21 protein-coding genes and 1 pseudogene are annotated in these 25837 nt (G+C 52.9%); 8 read left to right on the forward strand and 14 right to left on the reverse strand.

Features of this window, described 5'->3' with window-relative positions; genetic code table 11:
- The 6 genes and pseudogenes from ACTVDO_RS16355 to ACTVDO_RS16380 form a co-directional block, all read right to left on the reverse strand.
- A pseudogene (locus tag ACTVDO_RS16355) lies at positions 1 to 1257 on the reverse strand (hypothetical protein); the annotation flags it as partial.
- Positions 1258 to 1328: 71 nt separating this feature from the next.
- Positions 1329 to 2021, reverse strand: coding sequence for a ComF family protein (locus ACTVDO_RS16360; RefSeq protein ID WP_442901878.1), 693 nt, complete (start codon positions 2019 to 2021; stop codon positions 1329 to 1331).
- Positions 2018 to 3409: a DEAD/DEAH box helicase gene (locus ACTVDO_RS16365; protein WP_442901879.1), complete on the reverse strand. Its 1392-nt coding sequence runs from the start codon at positions 3407 to 3409 to the stop codon at positions 2018 to 2020. Before ACTVDO_RS16365 ends, ACTVDO_RS16360 begins: the two co-directional genes overlap by 4 nt.
- Before the next feature lie 868 nt (positions 3410 to 4277).
- On the reverse strand, positions 4278 to 5123 hold the full coding sequence (locus ACTVDO_RS16370) for a DegV family protein (RefSeq protein ID WP_442901880.1): 846 nt from the start codon (positions 5121 to 5123) through the stop codon (positions 4278 to 4280).
- 383 nt (positions 5124 to 5506) lie between these two features.
- Positions 5507 to 6181, reverse strand: coding sequence for a response regulator (locus ACTVDO_RS16375; protein ID WP_044744233.1), 675 nt, complete (start codon positions 6179 to 6181; stop codon positions 5507 to 5509).
- Positions 6178 to 7359 (reverse strand): sensor histidine kinase, encoded by a 1182-nt coding sequence (locus ACTVDO_RS16380; protein WP_442901881.1) that lies wholly within the window; start codon positions 7357 to 7359, stop codon positions 6178 to 6180. The genes ACTVDO_RS16375 and ACTVDO_RS16380 overlap by 4 nt, the downstream gene beginning before the upstream one ends.
- Before the next feature lie 249 nt (positions 7360 to 7608).
- Between ACTVDO_RS16380 and ACTVDO_RS16385 the strand changes: the two genes are divergently transcribed.
- Positions 7609 to 8256, forward strand: a complete 648-nt coding sequence (locus ACTVDO_RS16385) for a YigZ family protein (RefSeq protein ID WP_020961270.1) — start codon at positions 7609 to 7611, stop codon at positions 8254 to 8256.
- A gap of 29 nt (positions 8257 to 8285) precedes the next feature.
- A complete protein-coding gene (locus tag ACTVDO_RS16390; protein WP_020961271.1) occupies positions 8286 to 9299 on the forward strand; it encodes an LCP family protein in 1014 nt (337 codons plus the stop codon).
- Positions 9300 to 9430: 131 nt separating this feature from the next.
- On the opposite strand, the gene ACTVDO_RS16395 is transcribed toward ACTVDO_RS16390, so the two are convergent.
- The 4 genes from ACTVDO_RS16395 to ACTVDO_RS16410 form a co-directional block, all read right to left on the reverse strand.
- On the reverse strand, positions 9431 to 10495 hold the full coding sequence (locus ACTVDO_RS16395; protein ID WP_020961272.1) for a glycosyltransferase family 4 protein: 1065 nt from the start codon (positions 10493 to 10495) through the stop codon (positions 9431 to 9433).
- Between the two features lie 519 nt (positions 10496 to 11014).
- The gene (locus ACTVDO_RS16400; protein ID WP_442901882.1) at positions 11015 to 11893 is read right to left on the reverse strand and encodes an accessory Sec system S-layer assembly protein; all 879 of its coding nucleotides are present in this window, start codon (positions 11891 to 11893) and stop codon (positions 11015 to 11017) included.
- A 16-nt stretch (positions 11894 to 11909) separates the two neighbouring features.
- Positions 11910 to 14273, reverse strand: a complete 2364-nt coding sequence (secA2, locus tag ACTVDO_RS16405) for an accessory Sec system translocase SecA2 (protein ID WP_442901883.1) — start codon at positions 14271 to 14273, stop codon at positions 11910 to 11912.
- Positions 14274 to 14639: 366 nt separating this feature from the next.
- The gene (locus ACTVDO_RS16410) at positions 14640 to 16877 is read right to left on the reverse strand and encodes an S-layer homology domain-containing protein (RefSeq protein ID WP_442901884.1); all 2238 of its coding nucleotides are present in this window, start codon (positions 16875 to 16877) and stop codon (positions 14640 to 14642) included.
- Between the two features lie 506 nt (positions 16878 to 17383).
- Between ACTVDO_RS16410 and ACTVDO_RS16415 the strand changes: the two genes are divergently transcribed.
- From ACTVDO_RS16415 to ACTVDO_RS16430, 4 genes are read left to right on the forward strand one after another with little or no spacing between them, the layout of a single operon-like run.
- Complete coding sequence (locus ACTVDO_RS16415) at positions 17384 to 18088, forward strand: glycosyltransferase family 2 protein (RefSeq protein ID WP_020961277.1); 705 nt, start codon at positions 17384 to 17386, stop codon at positions 18086 to 18088.
- On the forward strand, positions 18085 to 18444 hold the full coding sequence (locus tag ACTVDO_RS16420) for a DUF2304 domain-containing protein (protein ID WP_020961278.1): 360 nt from the start codon (positions 18085 to 18087) through the stop codon (positions 18442 to 18444). The genes ACTVDO_RS16415 and ACTVDO_RS16420 overlap by 4 nt, the downstream gene beginning before the upstream one ends.
- Entirely contained in the window at positions 18441 to 18803 is a 363-nt protein-coding gene (locus ACTVDO_RS16425; RefSeq protein ID WP_020961279.1) for an EamA family transporter, read from the forward strand. The genes ACTVDO_RS16420 and ACTVDO_RS16425 overlap by 4 nt, the downstream gene beginning before the upstream one ends.
- 24 nt (positions 18804 to 18827) lie before the next feature.
- Entirely contained in the window at positions 18828 to 20087 is a 1260-nt protein-coding gene (locus tag ACTVDO_RS16430; RefSeq protein WP_020961280.1) for an ArnT family glycosyltransferase, read from the forward strand.
- 20 nt (positions 20088 to 20107) lie between these two features.
- Here ACTVDO_RS16430 and ACTVDO_RS16435 read toward each other — a convergent pair whose 3' ends face one another.
- On the reverse strand, positions 20108 to 21295 hold the full coding sequence (locus tag ACTVDO_RS16435) for a polysaccharide deacetylase family protein (RefSeq protein WP_442901885.1): 1188 nt from the start codon (positions 21293 to 21295) through the stop codon (positions 20108 to 20110).
- 178 nt (positions 21296 to 21473) lie between these two features.
- On the opposite strand from ACTVDO_RS16435, the gene ACTVDO_RS16440 reads away from it, so the two are divergent.
- Together ACTVDO_RS16440 and ACTVDO_RS16445 are read left to right on the forward strand one after the other, a co-directional pair.
- The gene (locus ACTVDO_RS16440) at positions 21474 to 22142 is read left to right on the forward strand and encodes a YIP1 family protein (RefSeq protein ID WP_020961282.1); all 669 of its coding nucleotides are present in this window, start codon (positions 21474 to 21476) and stop codon (positions 22140 to 22142) included.
- 14 nt (positions 22143 to 22156) lie between these two features.
- Positions 22157 to 23344, forward strand: a complete 1188-nt coding sequence (locus ACTVDO_RS16445) for an efflux RND transporter periplasmic adaptor subunit (RefSeq protein ID WP_442901886.1) — start codon at positions 22157 to 22159, stop codon at positions 23342 to 23344.
- Positions 23345 to 23905: 561 nt separating this feature from the next.
- Here ACTVDO_RS16445 and ACTVDO_RS16450 read toward each other — a convergent pair.
- The 3 genes from ACTVDO_RS16450 to ACTVDO_RS16460 all read right to left on the reverse strand — a co-directional run bounded on the left by ACTVDO_RS16450 (position 23906) and on the right by ACTVDO_RS16460 (position 25590).
- Positions 23906 to 24292: a type II toxin-antitoxin system PemK/MazF family toxin gene (locus tag ACTVDO_RS16450; RefSeq protein WP_442901887.1), complete on the reverse strand. Its 387-nt coding sequence runs from the start codon at positions 24290 to 24292 to the stop codon at positions 23906 to 23908.
- On the reverse strand, positions 24292 to 24600 hold the full coding sequence (locus tag ACTVDO_RS16455; protein WP_442901888.1) for an AbrB/MazE/SpoVT family DNA-binding domain-containing protein: 309 nt from the start codon (positions 24598 to 24600) through the stop codon (positions 24292 to 24294). The genes ACTVDO_RS16450 and ACTVDO_RS16455 overlap by 1 nt, the downstream gene beginning before the upstream one ends.
- A 297-nt stretch (positions 24601 to 24897) precedes the next feature.
- Positions 24898 to 25590 carry a hypothetical protein gene (locus ACTVDO_RS16460; RefSeq protein ID WP_442901889.1) on the reverse strand — a complete coding sequence of 231 codons (693 nt, stop codon included), beginning with the start codon at positions 25588 to 25590 and terminating at the stop codon, positions 24898 to 24900.
- Between the last annotated feature and the right edge of the window lie 247 nt (positions 25591 to 25837).

Genomic DNA, 25837 nt, shown 5'->3' on the forward strand with positions numbered 1-25837 from the left:
ATCACGGTCGACAAGCTGTTCACGCACTTGCGTTAACACTTTGGACAGGTCGAAAGACCGCGCTGCTTCGGTTCGGAGCTCACGAAGTTGTTTGGCCACGTTGTCCAATGTTCGGGAAGCTTTCTCATTGACACGATTGCCGGCCTCCGAAGCTCGAACCTCCTGCTCGACCTGCATCAACGCCTGGTTCAACCGCGCCCGCGCTTCGCCGTCACGCCCTTGGCGTTGCAGTTGAACCACCTCGCGCAACGTGCGATCAACTCGTTCCGCCACATTCCGATCGACATCCGGCGCTTCGACTACTTGGCGGCGGGCATATTCCACCGCTTTTGATACGTTTGGTTCGCGAATAACTTGTTCGCGTAATTGATGAAATCGGGTGCTCCTCTCACTGGCCGGCGGTTTTTCCGCCCAGGCTGCTTGTGACGAGGTGTGCCAGATGTTGTCCTTGTCGGGAGATTCCTTTGTTTTTTGTCCCCCGTCTCTTGAATAGACCGTTTCTTCCGGCAGCAGGCTTTTAGTAGGAAGTTCCTTGGCGGCGAGTTCACGGATTCTGTCCGCTGTCCTGTTCCCTTGGTCCGCTCCGCTGCTGAACGTATCGGTTACTGGCTTTTGCATCCGTTCCGAATGGTCATCCATATTCAAGGAATGGGGAGGTGTTGTTTCGTTCTCCGTACTTTGTACCACTTCGTTGCCTCGGACGAAGGTGGGGTCTAGTTTCTTAGCAACGGCTGCCAACCGCTCGCCAAACGGCGGGCCATGCAATGCCTCATGGACGGCCGTAAGGTGGGTGCTTGTTAGTTCCAATTTTTTATTGATGACAGCGCGGACGGTGTCTAATTTTTGTTCTACTGTGCCCGAAGATTCGGCGAAAAACGTCCGCAACGTGGAAATCGTTTCTTTCGTGAGCGGCTGTCCTTGCTTTTGAAGCCATAATTCGATTTGTTTTAATTCAGAAGACAGCGGCTCGGAAACGGCTGATCGAGTCATCTGTTCGACGGCCTCTGTTTGGGGACGGGAAACAATCCTTGCGATCGGAAAGCCGTCTTGTTCATTGACAATCTGTATCGCGGCCCGTCCTTCCTTCGGCCATTCTCCTTCCGCCCGCACCTTTACATCTATACCTTTGATATGCACAACCGCTTCATTGCCTTTCACTTCTTTGACTGTTACCTCGTATATTTGGCCTTTTTGAAGCAACAACGGTTGATCTGCGCCTGCCGTCGTTTGTCTGATCAACATGTTGCGAATTTCCATCCCCGTTCACCTTCCGCTCAATTCAGTTGCTACTGTTTATATCGGCACATCCCCCAGAATGTTTACACCCTTCACGCCCGTACGAGCGTCAGCGCCCCGACTTCCGCCGCCCCCGCTTCAAGCAAGACGCGGGCGGCGTGGCGGACGGTGATGCCGGTGGTGTAAATGTCATCGATGAGGACGATTCGTTTCCCAGCCAGCGGCGGGCAGTCAACGAGGAAAAACGGGTTGTCGGTGTCCAGCCGTTCGCGGCGCGATTTTTTCGACTGCTTCTCGGAATGCCGACGGGCCAGCCAAAGGAAATACGGGGATGGAAGCAGGCGGGCGAGCGCTTCGGCTTGGTTGAAGCCGCGCTCATCGAGGCGCTCGCGGCTTAACGGGATCGGGACGACGTGCCAGCCGCGGCCGAACTGGCGGAAAAACGCCTGGACAAACGGACGGCGGAACGCCTCGGCGATGACATAATCGCCGCGGAATTTCCATAAGGCGACGACGTCTTTCATCCAGTCGTTGTACACGTACACCGAGCGGTTTTTGACAAGCACCTTGCCCCATTGTTCATCGTCCTGCCAGCGGAGGCAGTCGGCACACAAGGATGGCGACGCCTCGTCAAGCGGACGGCCGCACGTTTCGCAAACGCGGCCGCGAATGACGGCGAACGACCCGCGGCAGCGCGGGCAGAGGACGTCTGGATCTTCAAGGAAGAGAAGCTGGCGCCAGCTTGCGATCGGGTAGTACGGGGAATGGCAAAGAAGGCAGTTCATGGGCGCAGCAGCCCCCTTTTTCGCGCCTCGTCGTTCATGCGGAGGATGTGGCGGCGCGCCCGCACCATCTCGGTCGTTTTCCCATGGTGGAAAAAGCGGACATCGCCGCCAGGGAACGCGGCGTGGCGGCCGACGCGGCCGGCGATTTGCACGAGGGCGCTTTCGGTGAAAATGCGTTCTTCAGCGCCAAGGACGGCGACATCGATGTTCGGCACCGTCACGCCGCGCTCAAGGATCGTCGTGGTGACGAGCAGCGGAACGCGCCCATCGCGAAACGCCTGCACATGGTCGGCGCGGTCGGGGGACTCGGCGTGAACGCCGACAATGCGGGAATCGACCCGCTGCAAAAGGCGGGTGACGGCTTCGAGTTCATCGATATGAGGGACGAACAAAAACGCTTGTTTTCCTTGTTCCAAACGATGGCGGACCCAGGCGAGGACGTTTTCCGGCAAACGGCCGCGCTCTAACCGTTTGCGCCAGTTGCCGCACCATTCGAACGCGGGGACGGGAAGCGGACGGCCGTGGTAGCGGGCGGGGATGGTGACCGCCTGGCGCTTGCCGCGGGCCATGTCGCGCTGCCAGGGGCGGGATGGGGTGGCAGTTAACGAAATGAGGCTGGATCGGTCTTTTCGCGCTTGCCGGACGGCGTATTCGAGCATCGGTTCGACCGAATACGGGAAGGCGTCGACTTCATCGACGATCATGACGTCAAACGCGCGGTAGGCGCGCAGCAGCTGGTGAGTCGTCGACAGAACGAGCGGGGTGATCCGCCCGCGCTCGTCGCTTCCGCCATGCCACACGGCGAGCGGAACGCGTGGAAATGCTTGGTGAAAGCGGGGGGCGAGCTCACGGACGACGTCAGTTCGTGGCGTGGCGAGGCAAACGCGCCCTCCTTCCTCGAGCGCGGCGGCGATGGCGGGAAACAAGATCTCGGTTTTCCCCGCCCCGCATACAGCCCAAACGATCAGCTCGCTTCGGTCAAGCACCGCCTGGCGGACTGCACGGGCGGCCTCTTCTTGGGCGGCGGACAGTTTCCCGTCCCAGGCGAGCGGCGCGGCGCATCGTTCTTGTGGAAGCGGTGAAGAAACGTGAACAAGGCGGGTGCACGCGCTGATGCGCCCCATCACCAAACATTTGCGGCAATAAGCGCAATCCACTCCGCAGCGGGCGCACGGAAATGAGGCGAAAAGGCGGGGATCGTCGTTTCCGCAGCGGACGCAGCGCCAGCCGCGCGCTGTTTTGATCAGCCCGGGCTGTTCGCAAATCACCCCCGCCTGTATAGCGGCGTCGATTTCTCCGGCGGAAAACGGCAGTTGTTCGCGCGGGAGGCGTTGGCCGTTGAGCCATGCGGCTAGCGGCGGGGCAACAGATGGCAGAAGAATGGGCAATGGGCTTCCCTCCTTTTGAAATTTCTACAAACGCCTAGTCGGGGCGAAAAGGATGGAATAGTGGCTCCGTCGTTGTGTTCTGTCACGAGAGAAGGAAGAAGTCAAGATTCCGGGCTTGAGAAAAGGGCGTGTTGGGCCGACTCTTCATGAAATCGCCAGTTCTCTAAACCCTTTGGCAAAAATCGAGAAGGCGGATGATGTGGTGAAAAAGCCGCAAAAAATGGTTTCTTCTCAAATTGGAAAACGTCGCTCCTTTGGCCACCGAAAGGCGGGAGAAAAGAGCGGCACCCGAATTGGCAACATTGAGCGGGGACAAAACAGCCGACTTGACGATGTTTCGCTCACTAGACAAGTTCGGATCGTCCGGTTTTCGCTTTCATCCCCATCCGTTCAAGGGAATGAAGGCGGCGACATCCGACACCGCTGAACGTGCAAGCGCGCCATTGCGCCAATCTCGAACGTGTTTCGACACCATTCCCGGGGAAATAGCGACAACTTTTCCGAGTAAGGAAAACGGTTCGACACGTTCCGCCAACATCACATCTCCGATCGAGTCCGTAGGCGTAAAGGCGGCGAAAGACAACGACCGAACTTGGCAGCGGCAGGCGGTGATTGGGGATCTCATCGAAGGAGAACTGCCGGCAACATGGCGGTGCATCGGAGTTAGACGGGGAAACCGGAAAAACTCTTGTACGAATGGGAGGGGTGATCCAAATGATGGCGGACAATAGAGGCGACATAAAAGCCAAACGTATACCGCAACCGTTGCGCAACCGAACTTCACCGCCTCGCAAGGCGGAACGGTCCATTCCGCCTTGCGCTTGGCTGCGGGTGGAGTTGGGGGCGGCGCTCAGCCGCCCGCAGGCGGTCATCGCTCGTACCAAGTCAGCCCGAGCGCGCCTTCGCCGACGTGCGTGGCGATGACCGGGCCGAAATAGCTGATCCAAAACTCGACGTGCGGGTAGCGGGCGGCCAGTTCGCCGCGCCAGCGGTTCGCTTCATCAGGCTGGTTGGCATGGATAATGGCCGCTTTGAGCGGCACGCCTTTGTCCGCATCTTCGGCGAACAGTTCTTCGATTCGTTTGACCGCCTTTTTGCGCGTGCGGATTTTTTCAAACGGCACGATCACTTTGTTTTCAAAGCGAAGGAGCGGCTTGATTTGCAACAGGCCGCCGATGAACGCCTGCGCGCCAGTGAGCCGTCCGCCGCGCTGCAGGTGGGACAAGTCGTCGACCATAAAATAGGCGCGCAACGTCCGCTTCATCTCATCAAGACGGGCGAGAATCTCGTCCGGCGTCTTCCCCGCTTGAGCCATCTCGGCGGCTTCGATGGCGTAAAACCCTTGCGCCATGCAACTGATCTCGGAATCGTAAGCGTAAACGTGCAACCCTTCGACCATCGTCCCCGCCGTCACCGCTCCTTGGTAGGTGCCGCTGATGCCGCTTGAAAGGTGGATGCTGATGACGGCTTCATATCCTTCCTCGCGAATGGCGGTGAACAAATCGACAAACTCGCCGACCGATGGCTGCGACGTCGTCGGCAACGTCGGATGCTGCTTGATTTTCGCGAAAAATTGTTCCGCCGTCATGTCAATCTCTTCGCGGTACGTTTCGTTTCCAAAGATGACGCTGAGCGGAATGAGGCGAATGCCAAGCCTCTCGCGCACCTCTTTCGGCAAATAGGCGGTACTATCGGTGACAATCGCAGTTTTCACAGGCGCCATTCCTTCCTGATTCAGCCTTTTCTTCCATTATACCAAAAAGACGGGCCATCCTCCACTATACGGTCGGGGGATCCCTTCTGCAATTCACCTTCGCTCAACTAGGCGGGCCGCCGAACGTTGCCGCCGCCTGTCCACCTGCAGGCGCTCCTTGTACCGATCGTGCCGTTTTCGATGATCCTCTTTTGGTCCCCGCCGCCCTTTCGCCCCTCTGGCGGTTGACGGCCAGGACGAAGCGGCCTCGAGAACGCTCCGCGCTATTCAATGAAACCGCTCTCGTAGGATCGACCTCCGCCAAGCCGCTCGGAACAGCAGCCATGATGCCAGCACACCGAGGAAAAAACGCATCGGTGTGCCGAGGAAAAACAACCCCGCTGTCAGCGCACCTCCACCCAGCCGTTTTTGATCGCAACCACAACGGCTTGCGTCCGGTCATTGACGTTTAATTTTTGCAAGATGCTGCTGACGTGGTTTTTCACCGTTTTTTCGCTAATGTACAGCGCTTCGCCGATGGCGCGGTTGCTTTTGCCGTCGGCCAACAGCTGCAGCACTTCGCATTCGCGCCGCGTCAACAAATGGAGCGGGCGGCGCACTTCTTGTTTGACCGCCACGCCGCCTTTTTCCGACGTCAGACGGCGGTATTCGCGAATTAAGTTGTGCGTCACTTTCGGATGCAAATACGATCCGCCTTCCGCGACGATTCTCACCGCCTCAATGAGTGTATCGGCGTCCATCTCCTTCAACAAATACCCGGTCGCTCCCGTCTGCAAGGCGCGCATGACATAGTTTTCATCGTCATGAATCGACAGCACGACGACTTTCGTATCAGGGTAAGCTTCAATCAGCTGTTTCGTCGCCTCAACGCCGTTGATGTCCGGCATGTTAATGTCCATCAGCACCAAATCGGGTCGGTATGTTTCGACGATTGAAAGCGCTTCGCTTCCGTCGCTTCCTTCGGCCACGACTTCAAAATCGCCTTCAAATTCTAAAATGCGCTTAATGCCTTCACGGAATAGTGAATGGTCATCGATAATGGCGATGCGTGTTTTCATCGTTTCCTCTCCTCCTTGGTCATGTCTGCGGCTGAACGGTCAATCGGAACGCGGATGAACACGGTCGTGCCGCTGCCAGGTTTCGAACGAATCGTCAACGTGCCGCCGAGCAGCTCCACCCGCTCCCGCATTCCAATCAAGCCGAACGCATTTTCTTTTTTGACCGATGGATCAAATCCTTTGCCATCGTCCTTGACGCTAACAAGCAGATGGCGGCACGTCACTTCCATTTTGACGTCGATATGGCGCGCTTCGGCATGCTTTAAGGCATTTTGCACCGATTCTTGGACAAGCCGAAACACGGCCGCCTCCATCCGCGACGGCAGCCGAATTTCTTCGCCGATATGTACAAAGGAAATGTGGACTCCCTTGTTATATTCTTCGGTCGTCTGCAAATATTTTTTAAGTGTCGGAACTAATCCTAAATCGTCGAGCGCCATCGGCCGCAAGTCGTAAATAATGCGCCGCACTTCGGACAGGGCCGAATGCACCATTTTGCGGAAATCGCGAATTTCGGTGACCGCCGCTTCCGTCCCCCGCTCTTTGATCACCTTTTCGACGAGGTCGGAGCGAAGCAGGACATGGGCGAGCAGCTGCGCCGGGCCGTCGTGGATTTCCCGCGACAGCCGCCGCCGCTCTTCTTCTTGCGCTTCGATGATTTTCAGCCCGAATGCTTGCTTTTGCTTCGCCCCTTCAATCAGCTCACTCACTTGGCGAAAATCGCTGTTTAAGTAGTTCAGGACAACGGTAATTTGCCCGACTAAATGGTCGGCGCGCTCGATGATTTGCACGAGGCCTGCCAGGCGCCGTTCAAGCTCATCGCGGCGCAGGCGCAGCTGTTTCTCGCGCTCGCGCACCATCGCCAGTTTCATATGCAACTCGTGCGCCGCTTCATACGCCTCGCGAATGTCTTGCTCGGAGTGCGAGGAAAAGTTTTGGCTCACTTCCGACAGGCGGCGGCGCGCCTTTCGCGCTTCGGTTTCAAGCCGGTCGGCCTCCTCAATCGCCTGCACCGTCAGCCGCTTCACCTCCTCAAGCTCGCGAAGCAAATGATCCTGCTCTTGACGCGACTGTTCACCGATATGGAAAATTTCATCTTTGCTATGTTGAACGGTGTCGACCATTTTTTCGACAATTTCATCTAAATGTTTGACATCCCAACGTTTTTCCCCGATCATTTGCCAACCTCCAACAGCGCTGCCAAGCGATATGCATGAGCGCCAACAAAATTTATTTGAAGGAAAAAAGTTGTCGATTTATAATAGTAAAAGCATGTCCTACCTGTGAACCTTTTATTTTTAGTTTACCCTATCTGTGACTCTTTTATTTTCAGTTTACCATAGTTAGGGCAAAGCGCTAGCCTTTCCTGCAAAAAAAAAGACAAAAACGAACAGCGCTGCACCTTTTCAAGATCGGGGTGTATTACTTTGTTACAAAACTATTACACGGTTAAAGGATACGGCGAACACGAAATCGTGATTGAAAAGTCGCGGTTTATTTGCTATATCAACCGTGCGGAAACGGAAGAAGAGGCGGTTGCTTTTATTCAACAGATCAAGAAAAAACATTGGGACGCCACCCATAACTGTTCGGCGTATGTGATCGGCGAGCACGATCAAATTCAAAAAGCGAATGACGACGGCGAACCGAGCGGCACGGCGGGCGTGCCGATGCTCGAGGTGCTGAAGAAAAAAGGGGTGAAAGACACCGTTGCCGTCGTCACCCGCTACTTCGGCGGCATTAAACTCGGCGCTGGCGGCTTGGTGCGCGCTTACGGCCGCGCCGTCTCGGAAGGCTTGAACGCCGCAGGCATCGTCGAACGCCGGCTCATGCGCGTCATGCAGGTGACGATCGACTATTCGTGGCTTGGGAAAGTGGAAAATGAATTGCGGTCGTCCGTATATACTATTAAAAACATCGACTACGCCGACCGCGTTACGTTCGACGTTTTTGTTCCCGAGGACGGCCAACACCCGTTCAATGAATGGATCACGGAACTGACAAACGGCAGGGCGGATATTCAGGCGGGAGAACAACAGTATGTAGAACTCGACCTCCCTCCTGGACAGCAATGATGAAACTAGTGTGAAGGAGCTTTTTCACCATGGCCCATGAACGAAAACTTCATCGAAAAAAAATAAAAAAACGAAAGCGGAGACGGCGCATCGTATTCGGATGCCTGCTTCTCTTTTTAGTATTGGCCGCCAGCGGCCTTGGCTATGCTTCTTTTTTAATGCATAAAATGAAAACAGCCATGAACGAGGCGTATGAGGAGATCGGCACAAAACAAGATGCAGGCGATCATCTCGATCCGAAAAAAGATAGTTTTACCGTATTGTTTATCGGCATTGACGACAGCAAAACGCGCAATTTCCAAAGCGATACGCGATCCGACGCGCTCATTTTGGCCGCTTTTAACGCCGAAACAAAATCCGTCAAAATGGTGAGCATCCCGCGCGATTCGTACGTCTACATCCCTTGTGAAGACGATTACGATAAAATTACCCATGCGCATGCTTATGGGGGGACGAAATGCACGATCGAGTCTGTCGAACATTTATTTGACATCTCCATTGACTACTACGTCAAGATGAACTTCTACGCCTTCATCGATGTCGTCGATGCGCTCGGCGGCATTGAAATGGAAGTGCCGTATGACATCCGTGAGAAAGACGCCGAAGACCATCGCAACGCCATCGTCCTCAAAAAGGGCTATCAGCACTTAAACGGGGAAGAAGCACTGGCGTTGGCCAGGACGCGCAAAAAAGACAATGACATCGAACGCGGCAAGCGGCAGCAACAAATTTTGCAAGCCATTTTGAAAAAAGCAAGCCATGCCGGTTCCATTCCGAAATATGATGATGTCATTGAAGCGATTGGAAGCAATATGAAAACGAACTTCACCTTCGGGGATATAAAAGCGTTGATTTATTACGTATCGTCGGGCAACTCCATTCAGACGGAATCGCTTGTCCTTAAAGGGACGGATGACAATGAAGGGGTTTACTACTACCGCCTCGATGAACAATCCGTCGAGCAAGTGTCCGACGCCCTGCGCGCCCAGCTGCAAGCATCGGCGGCTCCCATATCGCCAGGGGAACAAGATGACGATCAGTAAAACGGCGGGTCCCGATATGGGACGCCGCCGTTTTCTTGTGCATAGCCGCTCTCTTCTGAGGAATGAACTTCTCGTCGCAGCTTGACGTACAGCCATCAAAAAAGGTGTCCCGCTTTCTGGGACACCTTTCGTTATTTCATCTTGCCGTTTACATACCGGAGGCCTTGGACAATCCGCAAAATCGGGCGATACTCATGCCCGACGAGGCCGATTTTCTCCGCCACCACTTCTAGGACGAGCACGATGACGGTTAAAATGATGAGCGACACCCATGCCGCCGCTTTCGATAAAATCACGGCAATCAACCCGAACAAAGCGCTCACGCCGTAAATGATCAGCACGGTTTGGCGATGGGTGTATCCGAGCCGAAGCAGGCAATGATGCAAATGCGATTTGTCGGGCGCCGACAGCGGCTGCCGCTTTACCAAACGGCGAATAATCGCAAAAAACGTATCGGAAATCGGCACCCCTAAAATGATGACCGGGATGATAAACGAAATCGCCGTTACGTTTTTAAACCCGAGCAGCGACAGAACCGAGATCATGTACCCTAAAAAGAGCGCGCCCGTATCCCCCATAAAAATTTTTGCCGGGTGGAAATTGTAGACTAAAAACCCTAAAATGCTGCCGATTAAGATGATGCTCATGCCCGCGACAAACAAATCGCCTTTTAAAAACGCCATCCACGTGATCGTGACCAAGGCGATCGCCGAGACGCCCGCGGCCAACCCGTCCAACCCGTCGATTAAGTTGATGGCGTTGGTAATGCCAACGATCCAAAGGATCGTTAACGGGATGCTGAGCACACCGAAATGCAGCTGGGAGCCAAACGGCAAGTTAATGTATTCCACCTGAATCCCGCCGAATACGACGACGACAAACGCCGCGATCAGCTGGCCAGTCAACTTGACTTTTGGGGAGAGCTCGATTAAATCATCGAGAATCCCGGTAATAATAATAATGACGCTGCCGATTAAAATCGGGACTTCGACGGCATTATCGGGATCCAAAAACAAGACGCCGATGACAAAGGCGACATATATGGCTAACCCGCCTAAACGGGGCATAACTTTCTGATGCACTTTCCGCTGATTGGGCCGGTCTGTGGCACCGATGGCGAACGCCAATCGTTTCACCAGCGGGGTGATACATACGGAGGCAAGAAAGCAAAGCAACAAGGTCAAAAAGTAACCCATAAAAAATCCTCCTTAATCTTATCATAACCACTTGGTTCATTTTCTTGTCCAACGATTTTTTCATTGTTTGCCAATATGTTGAGCAAGCGGCAACCGCCCGCACGCATAACAGCGATGCGCACGGGAAATACTATAAAAAATAGAGTCATCACCATTGTGGATTATATCATACAGAAGAAAACTATTAAACATGTAATTTTGCCATTTTCGGGCTCTCCTCTATACTCATTCGTAAAAAACAACGGAAAAACGGCGGGGGATTGACAATTTTTAGGATGAAGCGAATGGATATGGAGGATAATTCATGCATTTTGTATAATATTTTCACTTTTTGGCTTGTCTGTTATGTCCGATGTGATACAATAAATATCGGAGACCGTCCTCCGTTTTGCATGGATAAAGTAGAAGGTGCGATGGACGGGTTGAGGCCGGGGAAGATATCCGCTTATTAAGTGGGTGTCTTCCTTTTTTGCCCAAAAAATTAAGGACGTTCTGTCAAGCGACAAAACGTCCTCACCACTACCCGCGGATGACGTTCAGTTTCCAGCTGCTGAGATCGGGGTCGTCTTTTTGCACGACCGCCGGCGGGAAAATAAACGTCCACGGTTTCGTTGTATTTGCTTTGATTTCCAGGCGATCGAGCTTAAAGCCTCCCCGGGCGACCACGTCCCCCGCCGCATCTTCCACCTCGAGCGGCAGCTGCTCAAGGCAAACGGTTTTGTGGCTGCCGTTTCGGATCAAGACGGTCACGCGCAACCCGCCATCGTTCATCGCCGCCTGGAGACCGAAAAAGTTCACCTCGTTCTCCTTTGGCGCCCCCAATTCGTCCACAATGCGCCGAAGCGCCTCTTTTTCCGCTTCCGGCAACACTTCCTCCCACGTTGGATCGAGGTCGAGACGATGTTTCGGCTTCAATTCAAACGCCAGCTTCCAGCCTTCCGCCGGAATTTCCTCCGCCCGCAATGTTTCGCGGCCGAATAGAAAGCGCCATGGGCGGCTCGTTTTCGGCGGCAGTTCGCCGAGTTCGCGCAAGTCGAACTCCTTTCGCGCCAAAATGGTCCCGTCTTCACGAAGCAACAAAAGCGGAACACGCCCGATTTGGATCGAATGCGGCAAGCTATGGCGGACAAAGGCGGTGACCATCACCCCATCGATTTCTTTCGTTAGGCTGATGCCGGATAAGGAAACTTGATTGGGCTTTAACGGCGGCAGTTCATTGTTGAAAAACCGAAGCACATACTGCTCTTCTGTCGGCACGTTCCAGGACGGGTGAAGCGACAGCTCCGTGTGCACCTCTTCCTCTTCGCCGCTTGCTTCCCCCGCCTCGTTGATGATGTCTTGAGCCTCTACCGTCGTATCGCCGCCGCTTTTTTTCTTTTTCTTCAAAAACGGAAACAATGAACACTCCCCCTTTTTATTTGCTTTCTTCCTGCTCGAACGCTTGAAGCAGCCTTGTCACATGAGTGCTGATTTCGTTTTCGATGGCTGCATACATCGCTTGAAACAGCTCAAACCCTTCTTTTTGGTACAGGCGAATCGGGTCTTCTTGCTGGTATTGACGCAGCCCGATCCCCTCTTTTAACAGCATCATATGATCCAAATGACGCATCCAATGGTCATCGATGACCGTCAACATGACGCTTTTTAACAGCGACTGCAGGCGGGAATCGCCTTTTTTCCCTTCTAGGAACGAAAGCTGTGCGTCGACCGCCTCGGCGACGGCTCGCTTCACATCGTCACGATCAGCCGGCGGGCGGTCAAACGCAACAGGCGGGCGGTACAAGATGCGGTTCAGCTCTTCCGCCATGCGCCCGACATCCCATTCTTCCGGGATTTGCTCAGACGGCGTGTACGCCGCCACGATGCGCTCGCATGCGGAGCGGATCATCGGCGCAACGAGCCCCACCCGGTCCTCCTCGTCAAGCACGCGGTCGCGGATATGGTAAATGACGTTGCGCTGTTCGTTCATGACATCGTCAAGCTTTAAATGGTACTCGCGAACGGAAAAGTTCAGCCCTTCGACGATGCGCTGCACTTTATCGACAAACGCGTGAATCTCGTCGTTCAAAATGCAGCCTGTTTCATCCGCTTTCAGCTTCGCCTTCCATTTTTCCGTCTCCTCGGCCGCAAAGCGCCGGAACATCTCATCTTCAAGGGAGAGGAAAAATTGGCTCGAACCTGGATCCCCTTGGCGCCCGGCCCGTCCTTTCAGCTGGTTGTCGATCCGCCGGCTCTCATGGCGCTCGGTGCCAAGGACGTGCAGCCCGCCGAGCTTATCGACCCCTTCGCCAAGCAAAATGTCCGTCCCGCGGCCGGCGATGTTCGTCGCGATCGTCACCCGCCCGCGCTGGCCGGCTTTGGCAATCACCTCGGCCTCCTGCTCGACCGTTTTCGCATTGAGCAGCTCATACGGCACGTGCTCTTGATCCAAGTACTTGGCCACTTCTTCCGACTGCAAAATCGAAGTCGTCCCGATCAACACCGGCTGCCCGCTTTCATGGCGGCGCTTCACTTCCTTGGCGACGGCGACGTATTTGTCATGGCGGGTCATGTACACCCGGTCGGGCAAATCAAGGCGGATTTTCGGCTTGTTAGTCGGAATTGGAACGACATCCATCCCATAAATGCGCTGAAATTCCTTTTCTTCCGTTTTCGCCGTTCCGGTCATGCCAGATAAAATCGGGTACATGCGGAAATAATTTTGAATGGTGATGGAGGCGTGCGTCTTGTTCTCCTCCGTGATTTCGAGCCCTTCCTTCGCTTCAATCGCTTGATGGAGCCCGTCGCTTAACGAACGGCCTTCCATCACGCGCCCGGTAAACGCGTCAACGAGCAGCACTTTGCCGTCGCGGACAATATAATCGACATCGCGTTTAAACAATACATGCGCCCGCAATGCTTGGATGACGTAATGATACAACACTTTGTGCTGCAAGTCGTATAAATTGTCGACCCCAAACGCTTTTTCCACTTTTTCAATGCCGTCGTCCGTTAAGTTGACCGTTTTCGTTTCCGCGTCAAACAAGTAATCGATGTCGCGCTCAAACCGCTTGACGAGTTTGGCGGCGACGTAATGCAAGTCGGCGCTCGGGCGCGCTTTCCCGGCGATAATAAGCGGCGTTTTCGCTTCATCAATCAGCACGCTGTCAATCTCGTCGATGATCGCGTAATGGTACGGACGCTGCACTTTTTCCGCCGCATCGTACACCATATGGTCGCGCAAGTAGTCGAAGCCAAATTCCGTACCGATGCCGTATGTAATATCGGCTTCATACGCCCGCTTCTTTTCTTGCGGCGACATCAGCGGCAAATTGAGCCCGACCGTCAAGCCGAGAAACTCATGAATTTGGCCGATTAAGTTCCGGTCGCGTTTGGCCAAATAATCGTTGACCGTAATAACGTGCACCCCTTTCCCTTCAAGCGCCCGCAAATAGCTTGGAAGGGAAGCGACGAGCGTTTTCCCCTCGCCGGTGGCCATCTCCGCGATGTTTCCTTCCGCCAACACGAGGCCGCCGATCAACTGGACGTCAAAATGGCGCATGCCCAGCACCCGCTTTGCCGCCTCGCGGACAACCGCGAACGCTTCCACTTTAATGTCATCCACCGACTTGCCTGAGGCGAGCTGCTCTTTCCACTCATCGGTCTTCGCGCGCAGCTCGGCATCGGTCAGTTTCTCCATTTTTGACTCTAAACCGTTAATTTGTTCCACAATGCGCATATATTTTTTTAACTGCCGTTCGTTCGTATAACTGATCGCTCTTTTTAAGAGTGAAAGCATCCGTATTTCGCTCCTCTATAACGAATTCCCATCTATTATACCAAATTCATCATCTATGCGAAATGAGTTGGGGATATGGTAGTTTTTCCAAAATAGTTTAGGAGATGTTCCCTCTTGCTTCCATACGATGAACAATTTGCTTGTCGACAAATTTTGTCGAACGTTGTAGAATGATGTCGATAGGGTTTAGGTTGATCAGCCAGCCTCCTTGTGAAAGGATCGCTGGCGCTTTTTTTTCTGTGAAAATAATGAATCCATGAGCGGTTATTTTCATGCTTGGGTGGCGAGTAAAAGCTTACTCATGGATGTTTTTTGCCAAAAAAAGAGGGGATCCTACCGTTTTGTCGGATCCCCTCTTTAGTTCGCTTAGGACGGATCAAACAACTCGACCATGGTCGTTTTCGCTCCGCCCCCGTCCGGCGTGACCGTTGTCACGAACACGATTGTTCCACGATGCACGGCAATATGCGCGATTTCCCCCTCGACCGACCATTGTTTCACTTTCTTGAGCGTGGCGCTGTCGTACGCCATAATCTGGTTGCCTTGCGCCGCATACACGAGACCTTTCGCCAAATCGAATGCGGCGGAAGAGAACGGCTCAATCGCGCCCGCATACGTCATGTTGACGCTTTTTTGCGCGGTCGTGTAAAACACAAACCCGGCGTCATTGAACATGTACTTGCCGTCCGGTGAAAGAACGAAATCCGGCTTCAAGTCGTAGTCGCCATGATAAGGAGATGAGTACGTTTCAACGAAATGACCGTCGGCAATCCGGTATACGGACATGTCAATCGGGCTTACGTTCGTCGAGATCGCGTAAATCATCGCTTGGCTTGGATGCATCTCAATCCGGTTCGCCTCGTAAATCAGCTCAGAATCCACTTCCTGCTTGGTGAACCGATCATAGCTTTTGATGACTGTGTGCTGCCCGGATCCGGACGAAACGTAAATATAGCGGCCATCGGCGACAATATCAAATGGATCCAAGTCGATGTCAAATGTTTCCTTCAATTGAAATGCATTCGCATCGATCACCGCAATCGCGCCTTTTTGGTTTTCTTCCTGCCAATAAGAGCTATGCTCCCCTTTTAGCAGGGTCACGTACAGTTCATCCTGGGCAAAATAGAGCCGTTCGGCCGGCAGCGGCAAGGAAATGTTGCGCACGCTCCGCGTTTCATAGTTGATTTCCACCACACGATTCAAATAGTCAATGCCGTACAAAATCGGCTGCGACGGATGGGCGATGATGTCCACAAGCGGCCCCTCAAGCGCAAACTTCTCCGTTGCCGCCGGCTCGCCTTGTTCCTTTTCTTCTTCCCCTTGCTCTTCCTCATACACAGGCAGCTCATCGGCCGGGATGACCGGCAACTGATAGAACGGCACTTGCGCGTATACATACACAGCTTCGCGAACGTAATCGGCCGCCAAGGCAAAGTTCAACTCCCCTTCGCCTAAGCCGAACGAAACAATCCCGATCACATACCCGTACATGTTAAAGAGCGGTCCCCCCGAGCTGCCGTGGGTCACCGGCGCCGTAAACTGAATAAAATCGGCTTCGCCTTGTTCGAGTTCAAGCGTGCGAATCGCGCTCACCACTCCGGTTGAAACCGAATCGGAAAGGCCAAGCGGGCTGCCGATCGCGACCACATCATCCCCCACCTCTACCATGTCGATAGAACCGAGCCGCAACGGCTTAACCGGCAACAAATCAACCGGCTTTAACAGCGCCACATCCAAATCAAGGTCATAATCGACAACCCCTTCTATCTCATACTCTTCCCCATTGCTCGTCACCACGGTGAACGATGCCCCGCCGCTGATCACGTGGAAGTTGGTGACGATCAGCCCATTGGCGACCATAAACCCGCTTCCTTGCGACTGTTCTTCCCCGTTTTCATCGTACGCATAGACGGTGACGACGCTCTCCTTTTTCGCAATAATGTCTTTACGGGAAAGGGATGTGGTCAAAGGCGGCTTAAATTCGTCATTCATATACCGGGCCATAAACAAGGCGAACTGCAGCCGGGTGAGCGGCGCGTTCGGGCGGAAGCTGCCATCCGGATAGCCGAGCGTCACTTCGTTCGCCGCCAACGCGTGCACGTACGAATACGCCCAGTGGTCCGGCTTGACATCCCAAAAATCCGTCTTCATCTTCCCGCTTAAATGGTACGCATTCGCAAACATTTTCGCCATTTGCGCCCGCGTCAGCTTGCCGTACGGATCAAACGATCGCTCGGTTTTCCCGCTGACAATGCCCAACGCCGCGGCCAAGGCAATCTCCTCGTATCCGGTGCTCCCCGGCTTGACATCCGCAAACGGCATCGGCAGTTCCTCATCGGTTTCCAATCCAAGCTGGCGGACGATCATGAGCACCGCCTGCACGCGCGTCAACGTCGCTTCAGGGTGGAACTTCCCGTCTTTATACCCTTGAATGATGCCGAGCCTGGCCAAATATTCAATTTCCGCGCGCCCTGACGATACATCGGGAAACAGGCCGCCCGCCGCCCGGGCCGACCCGCCGTATGGCGTCCACAGCGAGGCAACGATCAGCAGCACGCACAGTCCAACCGCCCCGGCCCTCCTCCATCTTTTCTCTCTTTTCAATCATATTCCCCCTCTAGTATTGATCCTTTTGGCCATCAGCCGCTTTCATTGTAATCGAAAAGCAACGAAATCACTAGATGCTTTCGGCGCAACCCGCTTCACTTTTTTGAGGTATTTTTCACCAAAACGCGCATAACGGTGATCCATTTCCGCCATACTAACTTATCGGCACTTTTTCGATGACCGGTGATTTCGTGAAAAATCGGGCAACACGCTGTCGGCCCAAGCGGAAAAGCTGTTGAAAACGAGCTCTTCCTTCGCGACTCAAAACACCGATGAAACCAAAGCCACCGTTTTTCACAGCCGGTTTGGGCGTTGGTTGATGCAACCAAAGCCCAAGGTGAGAAGCTCTGCGAAACGAGCTCCTCTGTCTCAACGAAATTCGCCGGCTTCAAGGAACACCGCCGTTGCTCTGTACGCCCGCATCCGACATGACAGGCAACGGCGAACATGTTATACTAATCGGTTGAACAAGCCCTTCGAGTATAAGCAAGGGAGGAACCGTCATGAAGGTGTTAGTCATCATCCCTGCCTATAACGAAGAAGCGACGATTCGCCATACGGTGCTCCGTCTGCAGCGCACATGCCCGTACGATTATCTTGTCATCAATGACGGATCGACCGACCGAACGGGCGAAATTCTCGACCAATGCGGGTTCCGTCATCTGGACTTGCCTGTGAACTTAGGCATCGGCGGGGCGATGCAAACCGGGTATCGATATGCGCTCGAGCATGGCTACGACTACGCCATTCAACTCGATGCCGACGGCCAACACGACCCGGACGATTTGGAGACGCTCGTCGCCGAAATCGCCGCGTCGGACTATGATATGGTCATCGGCTCCCGCTTTGTCGAAAAAACGGGCTACAAAGGCAGCCGGCTCCGCCGCCTTGGCATTTTGTACTTCTGTTTTTTGCTTTACCTCGCGTGCGGGGTCAAAATCACCGACCCGACATCCGGCTACCGCATCGTCAATCGCCGCATCATCCGCGAGTTCGCCCGCGACTATCCCGTTGACTACCCCGAAGTCGAAGTGATCGCCCGGCTGGCCAAAAAAGGATACCGCATCAAGGAAACAAAAGTCGAAATGAACGCGCGCCAAGGGGGACGGTCATCGATTACGCCGCTCAAGTCGTTGTACTATATGACCAAAGTGACGTTCACCTCGCTAATCCGGGCCATGTTTGAGACGAGGGAGGGAAGGACATGAACAGCGTCCAGTGGATTACAGTGCTGCTGGCGTCATGGTTCTTCATCCAAGTCGTTTTCTATTCCGTCCGCAACCGGTTGCGCGACAAGCAAGCCTTTCTCTGGTTTTCGTTATCCATCCTCGGGCTGCTTGGCGCGTTCAGCCTCGCGCCGCTCAACCGGTTGGCTTCCATGCTTGGCATTTCGTACATGCCGGCGCTCATTTTTGCCATCGCCTTTATCGTCGTGTTAAACGTCTTGCTGTACCAATCGATCGTTTTGTCTGAACAAGGCGAAACGATCAAACGGCTCGTCCAAGAAATCGCCTTGTTAAAACACGAACTTCACCACACCGAACATAAAGGAAGAGTGCGATGAACGCAAGCAGTTGGCTATGGATTGGGCTGAACACCGTCTTGCTTGTCACCGGCCAGTTTTTATGGAAATACGGGATGATGCACCGGTCGTTTGAACCGGACGTGTTGTCCATCATCAAGCTGCTGTTGTCGCCTTGGATTTTGCTTGGCCTCATCATATACGGAGCGGCGACGGTCGTCTGGCTGTTCATCTTGTCGCGCGTCCCGCTCAGCATCGCCTACCCCCTGCAAAGCACCGCCTACGTGCTGGCGGTCGTCGGCGCGTATGTCCTATTTGGCGAACCGCTTTCATGGGTGAAAATCGCCGGCGTCATTCTCATTATGCTCGGGGTATCGTTAATCGGCGTTTCCGCCGCATGACATCGCCAACAAGGAGGACCCGCCATGCCGATTCGCTTCCATCCGAAAACAGCCGCGCTGCTCGTGCTGTTGCTTGCCTTGGCTTTGCGTCTGTTCGCTTTATGGAAGTACGGCTTGCACTTGACGCTCAACAGCGATGATATGGGCTATGTCCGCAGCGCCGAGCGGTTGCTCGAAACGGGCATGCTCACGTACCACAAGGCCGATGAACCGACCGTCCATATTATGCCGGGCATGCCGCTGCTCTTGGCGTCTTTGTTTTTGTTCTTCGGCGCGGGCGATGCCGGTTTGTATGCCGCCAAACTCGTGATGATCGCCTTTGGCGTCGGAAGCGTCTTTTTGATCTACGCGCTCGGAAGCGACCTCGGCCGCCCATGGGCGGGCGTCATCGCCGCTTTCGGCGCCGCTTTGTACATTCCGCTCATCGAAACGGACAATTTAACGTTGACCGAGGCGCCGTTTTTATTCGGCTTCCTCTTGTTCATCCGGTTCGCCATCCGCCTCGGCCGCCACCGGCGGATGACCGATTTTTACAAGCTGATGGCCGCCTATCTCTTTTGCCTCTTTTTCCGGCCGACGATCGCTCTCGTGCCGCTCGCGCTGCTCGGCTATTTGTGGCTCGTCCGCTACCCTTGGCGGCTGGCAGGCAAACAGGCGGCGATCGCCGCTCTGCTCGTCGTGCTCGCCCTCAGCCCGTGGTGGGTGCGAAACTACATGCATTACGGCGAGTTCATCCCCTTGACCGGCAGCTCCGGCGACCCGCTGTTGCTCGGCACTTACCAAGGGTACGGCTACCGCTACGGCCCGCCGTATCGAGAAGTGGTCGACTCGATCGAGAAACAGCATCCGCACATGAGCCATTATGAAAAGGAAAAAAGAAAAAAAGACATCGCCATCCAGCGGATCAAAACGTGGTACCGCGCCAATCCGGCCCAATGGTGGGAAAGCTATATCGTCAAAAAAACAAAAACGCAGTGGGAAGCTCCGTTTTATTGGATCGAGATTTTCGGCGTTTCCAAGCAGGAAATGACCGTTTGGCACCAGCGCCTCATCCGCCTGGCGTTCATTTCAGCGCTGGCCGCCCTCGTCATGGACCGGCGCCGACGGCCGGAACTGCTGTTTTTCGCCTTCCTCATCGCCTACTTCACGGCGTTAAACAATGTCTTTTTCGCTTACCCGCGGTACAATCTGCCGCTCATGCCGCTGTTGTTTTTATCGATCGGACTCGCTCTTTCCTTTCTCTTTCCCCGCCGGATGCAAAACACAGCCGCGCCCTCTTCGTGAATGAGGGTGCGGCGTTCCATTTACGGCCGCAACAGCCGTTCAAATTGCTTGAGCGAAATGTGCGGGTACACCCATTGCCGCTTCAACTCAAACGGCGAATCACCCGGGTAGACGGTTCCTTTCTTCGTCGTAAACGCCATCACAAATCCGGCCTGCTTCACCATCTGAACGGCTCGTCCGTTGTAGGCGCCAAACGGATAGGCAATCGCCGTCGCCCCGATTTTCTCCTTGCTTGCCTTTAAGTCCGCCATCGCTTCCTCGTACGGCTTAAACAACAAGTACGGGCCGTATTGCCGATCCGACAAATGAAAATGGTTCGTATGGCTTTCAAATGATATCACATCGCGCATTTCCGCGATTTCTTGCTTGCTTAAAAACTGCAGTCCCCTCGGGTCAAACGGCTGGGGCGCCGGGCGCATCCGCCCTGTGATCATAAACACCGTCGCCGGGAAACCGTACCGCTTGAGCAGCGGATAGGCATATATGTATGTCGACTTCAATCCATCATCAAATGCGATAAGCACCGATTTGGGCGGCAACAGCTGCTCCTTGCGCACATAGGCAAGCAGCGCTTCCGGCGTAATGGCCGTGTAGCCGTTTTCTTTTAAGTACGTCATTTCTCTCGCAAACTGGCTGAACGGCACCGTCGTCGTCGAGCGGAAAAACGGCTCATCGAAATCGTCCAAAATGTGGTGGTAGAGCAGCACCGGCACCCCGTAATCGTTCTCCGTCACATGTTTGTAAACATACCCGTCGCGGCCGCCGATCTCAATCAAATAGTACAGCCGCGTCTCCGCCTTCACCGGATAGCGAACCCCGGAGCGAATCATGCCGATGGCCTGTTTGGCCCCGCGGTCAAACACGTATACTTCGGCGTCTTGTAAGGTGATCACGCTCCGCCGCCACTTGTTTGGAGCGCGTTTGCCCGCAGACGGGCGGACTTTCGTCACATCCGTTTTTTTCACCATTCCGCTCACAAACCCAAACGAAATGACGTAATGCTGCTCATCTTCTCCGACGACTTCAAACGCTTCCCCACGGTCCAACTTTCCCACGTTCTCAAGCCGCCCGGCCATCCAAGCGTACACCGGCGCCCCCGCCTCTTTCGCCGCCACCGCGAACGAATCAACCTGCGCCGCCCGGCCGCTGTTTGTCCAGCCGAGCGAAAGAAAAACGAACATTGCCGCTAAAACGAGCCACTTCCGCAATCATGACATCCCCCTGTTTCATCATCGTCCTTTTTCACTATGACTGCTACCTTACTATTTTACCACCAAATTCCCTACTAAAAAACCAATCTAGCAAAAAATATCCGTTCGTGACACGACGCCTTCTTTTATACTAAAATATGATTATGCCTACACCGATTGATGGAGGAATGGACTGATGATATACCGAAGTCATCCGCTGAACGAATGGCTGAACCCGAACATCGCCTTTTCCCGGCTCAAAGAAGCCGAGCAAGTGAAACGCCTTATTCCTATGGTGTTGCTGCTTCTGTTCCTTTTTGCTCTCCTTTCGCTCGCCCGCGCCTACGTCGGCGTCGGAACGGAAGAACTGGCGAAACACCTTCCGCGCTACACGGAAGAACAGCGGACGCTCTTGCATCTGTTGTTCGCCGCGGGGCATATGATCGGCGGAATCGTCGTTCCGCTTCTTTTCCTATTCATCAGCGCGCTTGCGTTTTACGCCTTGTTTGAAGAAACGGAGTTCAAAAAATTGCTCGCCGCCCAGCTCCCGGCGGGATTCGCGCTTTTTCTCGGCGAGGCCGCTTCATTTCTTCTCGAATGGCCATTCGGCCTCGACCCGCTCGCCTCGCCGTTCTCGCTCGGCGTCTGGGGGCCGTACCTTACCGACGACCGGTTCGTATGGGCGCTGCTGCACTCGGTGTCGCTCTTTTCGCTCTGGGGGCTCTATATTCAAATCGCCGCACTGCGCGCCCTAACAGGCCAGCGCCTCGGGCGCATCGCCGCGGCCGTCGTCGCCGTCAATGTTGTGCTCGCCTTTTTCGCCGCTGTTGCCAGCGAATTTCCGCTCGAATGGTTTTCGTCGTGAAAGGAGACATCGCCATGAAACGAACCGTTCTCACTGTTTTCGCCATCGGCCTCATCGGCGCCCAGTTTTACGCGGCGTTCGCCGATGACAGCCGCGCGCCAAAAGCCGCTTACGCCAAAGAATGGACAACACCGAAGCACCAAACGATACAAGAAACGATCCGCACAACCGGCTTCACCGCCCCAGCCGAGCGGACGTTCATCTATGACGACCCCGAGCGCGGCGCCATAGACGACATTCTCGTCGAAAGCGGCCAATCGGTGCAGGCGGGAACCGCGCTGTTGCGCTACCGCACCGACGCCATCGACCGCGAGCTCGAGCGCTTGGCGCGCAAACAACAACAGCTGACCGCCCAAATCGGCCAGCTCACCGATGACATCCATCGCTACGAGTCGCTGGCCGCCGCCGCGCCGGAGGCGAGCCCGGAAAAACAGCAATGGGACGAAAAAGCGAACGAAGCCGCGCGCGAAAAAGCCGACTTGGAATGGCAGCTAAACGACCTCGAGCAGCAACAAACAGAACTGCTCGAACAAAAAGACGGGCAAACGGTCGAAAGCCCGGTCGACGGCATCATCGAAGAGGTCAACCCAAACCCGTCAAGCCCGTCCCAGCCGCTCATTACAATCGCATCAACCAAGATGGTCGTCCGCGGAAAACTGGATGAATCGCACATCGGCCAACTCGCCGTAGGCCAATCGGCCACGATTCGCCTCCCGAATCAAGAGGCGCAACTGACTGGCACGATCCGCGACATCGGCCGATTCCCGATCGCCGAAGCGAGCTTCCGGCAAAAAAGCGAGTACCCGTTCACCATCCAGCTGACCGCCGAACCGCAGCCGCCGCTCCCGTTCGGCTATCACGCTCACATCACGATCGTCACAAAAGAAAAAACAGGCGCGCTGACCGTACCGGCGGACGCCATCGAACGCCAAGGCAACAACGCGTTCGTCTACCTCATCCGCGACGGCCAAATCAAACGGCAGCCCGTCAAACTCGGAATGAAACAAGGAAACCGCCAAGAACTCGAACAAGGCATCACCGGCGGCGAATACATCATCACCCGTCCAACCCGTGGCCTGAAACAAGGCATGGACGTATGGTTGCCACTCAATAACGCGCATTTGTCCAAAGACGCCATCCACCACGTGCGGAAGCGCGACATGGCGAAATACTTCCTCGACGGGTTTTTGCGGGCGTTTTGACATGCCCCCCACCTGCGCTTTGCTTAAAGGTGGGGGCTTCTCGGGCCCATTTTCATGATAGGAAGTTGACCGAGCCGCCCCGTGTGCCCCACGGTTCTGACCGACGTGAGACTACGCCTGCCCGAAGTTCATCCCCCACTTTCATTCCATTTACAAGTGGGAGACTTCTTTCGAGGAATGTTAAACCAAACGGTGTCCCCAAGCAGAGGACACCGTTTTTCTAAGAGAACATTATGCTTGAATTTCGATCCATTTTTTCGCTATCCTGCCGATTTTCAATATTGAACATAGATCATCCCCGCTGTTGGCGCAGCGCGTGGAAAACCGGCAACCAACAATCCATGGCTATTCCATCAAGTTAGCCTTTGTGAGAAAGCCATAAAGCATTTTCGCCATCTGCGCCCGGTCCTCTTTGGATTTTATTGGCTAATCAACACACATGAACCATCAACTTACTAATTTCGTTTTTCGACACTTGCCTAGCTAAAATTAACTTACCGAAAATTACCAATAAACTTTAAAGTACAAAAAATAACCCTCTCTGAAAGAGAAAGGATTATGTCAAGTCAGATATGTTTCTATTTTCGCTAGGCATTCATCAATGATTTCATCTATTTCTTCAATTTGTGCATCTTCTCGATTATACTTCTTTAAAATTTTTAGATTACGAGCTTTCCAATCCAATGATTTAATTTGATCAGTTAAAACTACCCCTGTTATGGGATAGCCATCGCCATCAAGGGATATTCCTTCTTTTGGTAAATCCACTTCGAAAGGATAACCCTTCTTTTGATTGGTAATCGGACAAACAGCTATAAATCCTGTTGCTTGATTGAATTCTTTAGGCGATAAAACAATAGCATTCCTTCTCCCAGCCTGCTCATGACCAGCTTGTGGGTTGAAGTTTAAAACAACGAAATCGCCTCTCTCTGGTACGTCTGCTGGCATTAAATCAATTCACGCCCTTCTATCCCAAAATCAATTTCCTCGTGTCGATTTTCAGGCGTAATCTGTGATATTAGTTCTTCCAATGAGTATTTCTTCCGTGTTCTTCTTGGCTTTAATGTGATGATACCTTCATTTCCAATCACGTTTAATTCCATTTCGGAACCTTGTTTAATCCCTATTTGATCAGCAACCTCTTTTGGGATACGAATGCCCAAACTGTTTCCCCATTTTTGAGCAACAACTGTAGACATGTAGTTCCCCCCTTTATTTTGGCTTATTTTGTTTTCTAAATGTTCCTTTGAGTTCATTATATCACCCCCAACCCAAAATGTATATACATAGTATATACATTCTTCCGAAAAATGATACCCCTGATTTTTCGGCCAACAAATATTCTCGTCGCAAAAAAAGAAAATGGCTCTTACGTTCTTTTTATGGAAAATTGAGGTAATTGAGAATACAAATAAAAATCTTATTTGCACATTCATTTTCTCAATGAACCTCTTCCGATCACCAAGATTGAGTCAGAGCCACTTTTATTTTGCAATAAACATCTGTGAGCATTCATGCCATTCACCTTAGCAAAATTCTTTGCATTTTAGAAATCAGAAAGTGATTTCTCGAATAATAATTGTTTCAAGTTCTTTATCAAAACTTTGTTTTTCTCTTCGAAAAGCCTTCTCAAAAGCATCAGGGTTTTTTATTAATTTCACTTCATCAAATATAAACAGGAAAAGATGATCGGCTTCATAATGAAATGAATCTGATCCTAACTCTTCCCTTAATTTACGTTCAGTCATGTTTTCCCTTGTACATTTCACCTCTATTACAATTCCATATTCATCGAGTACTATATCATATCTGACGGAAGCATAACCAGCATCATCTACAACCTCTAATCTAGCATCTGGAAATATTGGTCTGATTAGCGAATATAGTATCCGCTGAACATCGTACTCATTTCCAATTTTAATCTTATCTAAATCTTCCTTTTTGATCGTACCATTACCATGAACTTCATCTTGATACATCGCCTCAATGTGTTTATGAAAATTCTTCAAAATCTTTCGGATAATTGTTACAGCTATTGTTTTGTCTATATGATCCTCAGCACTTTTCTCTGGTAAGTATTTACCGGACTCAACGTCAGATTTTAATTTACTCAAAATATCTCTACTTTTTTGAAGAGCTTCTCCGACTTTACTAATAGTGTCGGCTCTCGAGAATTTATTTGGAACCACTTTCGTTTCAATCAGAAAATCTTTACTTATCGATGGTTCAGAAAAATTTTCACTCAACGTTCTCTTTACATCGTTCCTCCAAGCGTTAAAAGAGTCATAAACATCTTGCTTTTGCTCATAGAGGCTTATAAGTTTTTCGAGATCATCTATTCTTTCATTTATTTCTTTTATAACTATTGTAAATTAGCACATTATTTCAGAATCACTTTTTCAAATTATTTCAGATGGATTCTGAAATAATGTGCAAAATTTTTGCGGATTGTTCCGGATTTTGCACATTCTTTCGGAACGTTTGCACGCTCTT

This window comes from Geobacillus sp. BK01 (genome assembly GCF_052220245.1).
Lineage (GTDB): Bacteria > Bacillota > Bacilli > Bacillales > Anoxybacillaceae > Geobacillus.